The 4,004-nt window shown below is 44.4% G+C and carries 3 protein-coding genes; all 3 read right to left on the minus strand.

The window, feature by feature from the left end; translation table 11 throughout:
• Positions 1-1,026, minus strand: a 1,026-nt coding sequence (locus BZG79_RS13220) for an efflux RND transporter periplasmic adaptor subunit (protein WP_077774634.1), incomplete at its 3' end; no start/stop codon positions are given.
• 125 nt (positions 1,027-1,151) lie between these two features.
• A complete protein-coding gene (locus BZG79_RS13225; RefSeq protein WP_199877852.1) occupies positions 1,152-3,095 on the minus strand; it encodes an ATP-binding protein in 1,944 nt (647 codons plus the stop codon).
• Between the two features lie 38 nt (positions 3,096-3,133).
• Positions 3,134-4,004 (minus strand): PAS domain-containing protein (locus tag BZG79_RS13230; protein WP_199877854.1); only part of this gene is annotated, 871 nt, incomplete at its 5' end.

Consider the following 4,004-nt stretch of genomic DNA (forward strand, 5'->3'; position numbering starts at 1 on the left):
CTCCTTCACCCAAGCTCTCACTCGATCACCGGCTTCAAGTGCGCCCGCACCCGTCGCGACAATGACATCGCCATTGTCAAGCCCAGAGGTAATCTTGCCGTTTTTGAGCACGACAGGAACCAAGGTGATCTCTCCGTCTTCATTCACCCGCCAAACCGCACTTCCTGAGTCTGATTGCACCACTGCCGTATCAGGGATTTGGGGCTGTGATTGCGCCGGTATGGTGACATGGACTTTCGCAGCCATCCCTGGTAATACATTGACCGCATCGGGTCGACTCAGACTGACCGTGACATGATAAGACGCGGTTTTTGGATCCGCTTCAGTATCGATCTCTTTAAACTGAGCCGAAAATTGGCGATGCTCATACGTGTCAAAAGAAACACTCGGCGTTAAGGTATCAAGATGCTGGGCGAAATAGTGAAAGTAGCGCTCCGGTAACTGGAAACTCACGTTAATAACATCTTTAGATTGAATATGCAGCACCGGAGATTGTGCTTGAGTAAACTCGTTGCGCTCTTTCATTCTTAATGACACGGTGCCTGCATACGGCGCTTTGAGCTCGGTGTAATTTAGGTTGGTTTGTGCCTGTTCAAGACCAGCCGCAGCTTCGCTTAGTGCCGAACGCGCTTCATCAAACCGCTGCTCCGAAATAACTTTATCATTGTGTAACCGATCAGCACGGTTAAATTGAACCTGAGCAAGCTGGTATTGTGCTCGCGCTTTGTCTAACTGCAGTGAGTACTGTTGATTATCAAGCGCCGCGAGCATCTGCCCTTTCTTGACATCCATTCCTGCTTTTATCGGCATAGATTCAATAACGCCTGAGACTCGAAATGACAGTAACGCTTTGTTATCTGCTTCAACCTGAGCGGGGAACTCCCGGGTTAATCCTTCTTCATTCGTTACCACAGTCAATAACTTAGCAGGACGCGTTGGCGTCTCTGAGGGAGAAGATATCGCTGGCTCACCACACCCAAAAAGGATGAGAGCAGCGCAACTGGCTAATACAAAACGCTTTATCATCAGCTTATCCTTAACAATAAAACCTAGAGTCCGACAGCAACTGTCAGACCCTAGGTCTTTGATGGGTCTTTATTTTTCATTCTAACCGACACTGAGTGTTATGCTAACCAGCGCCAGAGCATGTATCAAGATGTTTCCGATAAACTGGCTGTTTGTTCGACAATTAATGCTGTTTGTTTCTCAATAGGAAGAATGTAGGGCTGCAACGATTCCAGATCTTCATGCGGTGACTTTTCCAACTCTAGACACGTTTTAGACAGTTCGTTCGCTCCGATCATGGCTGCTGCACCTTTCATTTTGTGTGCGAGTTTTTTAACTTTACCCACATCTTGCTGTTCAAATGCTTGCTTCAGCGCGGTTAAATCTTGGGTTTGATTATTAACATATTTATTAAGTAGCATGGTCACTAGCTCCATACTATCACCTACTTGATCTTTGACATGCTGAACGTCAATGGGGTATGAGTCACTCATGGCAGGTTCTCCATCATCTTGGGGCTGAGCTTCAACGCCGCTATCATCGCCATAACGGACCGAGTCTGGGTTAGCGTAAAGTAGTAACAATTCAATTAATTGATCTTTACTAAACGGTTTAGCTAAATGCCCATTCATTCCCGCGTCCACACATCGCTCAGCGTCCCCAGACAACGCATTGGCTGTTACCGCTAAAATTGGCGTGTGTTTATCGAATTCACGGATCTGCCGAGTCGCTTCAAAGCCATCCATTTCCGGCATTTGGCAATCCATCAAAATGATATCGAAAGGGGTCTTTTTGTGCAGTTCAAGCGCTTCTTTTCCGTTCACGGCTAGCGCTCGTTGGCAGCCGAGTTGTGCCAAAATAATATCAATAAGTTCTTGGTTAACAAGATGATCCTCTGCCACCAAGACATTGAGATCAAAATTGATACTRTCGTATTGCCCCGCATCCGGACTTGGATCAACTAACGTATGTTCATCTTCGTTCAATACTCTATAAAGCTCAGCATGGTAAATGGGACAAGTCAGCGTGGCCATTCCTGTATCATGATGCCCATCATGACTGATTGCGATACACTTATGCACGCTGCCGACAAATGCCTGGCAGCCTTGCATTTTGTCTTGATCGACCATTAGGACCGTCTGTTCAGGTTCGCCCAGTTCAAGGTTTCGTCCATCAGAGCATGGCGTTAGCGCGAGATTAAAACCTTGTAAATAAGCAGTCAGCGTCTTAGTCAATATTCTATCGCCAGAGACTAAAAATATATGATAACCCTCAAGAGCGTTGCTCAAGTCGTAACTTGATAAGAGCGTACAATCAGGATTAGGGACACTAATCGGCACTTCCGCGACAAAAGTAGTCCCTTGGTTTTCTTGACTGCGTATATAAATATCCCCATCCATTAAACGCAAAAGCTTGCGACAGACGGGCAAGCCCAGGCCGGTTCCTTGATAAGAGCGAGAATACGAATTATCAACTTGCGTAAAATTCTCGAAAATAGCATCATGACGATCTTCCGGAATACCAATTCCGGTATCCTCGACTTCCATGACAAGCTTGGTGATGCCACTGTCATCATGCGTTTGAAATAGATTAACACAGATATGACCGCGCTTAGTGAACTTCACTGCATTACCAACAAGGTTAATAATCACTTGTTTATAACGCATCGCATCTAATTCAATGTCACATGACATGTTGGGGTCGATATAGCAATGGAGACGTAATTGTTTTTCAGCCGCTTTCGCCGTAAATATACTTAGAGATTCATGTACGATCTCAGCCAAATCTACCGACTGCTTGCTAAGCGTCATTTTACCTGCTTCTATTTTGGTGAGATCGAGCACATCATTAATAATATTTAATAATGCCGTCGATGAATTCTGTAGGGTGTCAACAAAATAGCGTTGCTGTTGCGTAAGCGAGGTTTCCATCAATAGATTAGACATCCCCACAATCCCATTCATGGGTGTGCGAATCTCGTGACTCATCATTGCTAAGAAGTTAGTTTTTGATTCATTTGCGCGCTCAGCTTGTTCCTTCGCTCGCGCCATTTCTCGTGAAATCATATCGTTCAGTGCTTTCTGTTGCACAAAGTGCACCATCGAACTCAAACTTGATAAAATCGGCTCTATCCAGCTTTGTAACTCTTCATTGTATGTCGTAGACNGTAGAGCGGCGTGCCAAACACATTAACAATCATTTTCTGGTTATTACCGGCAACACCTGCCATCTGCAGACTACGCTTGCTCTGTTTCGTCTCAATAATATCTTCGATTAAGCCACGAACAAATTCCTCACCAATAAAGTTATTTTTAACCAGGCGCGTTTGTGCCAAAATACGGTAAGGGAGGTTGTAATCTATATCATCATCGTCATGATGGCCAACTTCAACAATAATACCATGATTGCTCTCACCAATACGGAGTAGAATGTCTAACACATCTTTAAAGCTCTTTTTAAAGTCCTCACGTATCAAAAATTTATCTTGTAAACTCTTCATCGCCGAGAAAAGCTCAGCACCTTTGGACACTTTTTGCTTGTCCAGATGTTGCTCAGTGATATCACGTATAATGGCGACATTAAGTGMGCGAGGATCTTCGTCTTTAATGGGGGTCGATTTCACTTGTACAACGCGAACGCCCTCGTCGGTCTCTATTTCATAGGAGCGTTCAACACGTCCATTCAAGCCGTAAAGAGCTTGAGAAAAATAWCCACGAGAATTAGGCGTGACACGAGAAATTATCGTGGATAAACTGATTGCTTCGTCGGGAACCAACTCAAGCTCGAAAAGCTTTTTTGCCGACTCATTGATTGTAATAATGCGGTGTTTTTCGCCCAGCACTAACAAAGCATCCGTATAACTATGAATAACGGTATCCAAATATGCGCGACTTCTCTCTGCACGATTTATTTGCTTGGCATATTTCCAAATAAAAAACACCACTAATAGATTCAAAAGTACGATTTGTGTCGCTGTACGGAGCACTTCTGTATTTAAC

The organism is Salinivibrio sp. MA427 (genome assembly GCF_001996115.1).
GTDB classification, from domain to species: domain Bacteria; phylum Pseudomonadota; class Gammaproteobacteria; order Enterobacterales; family Vibrionaceae; genus Salinivibrio; species Salinivibrio costicola.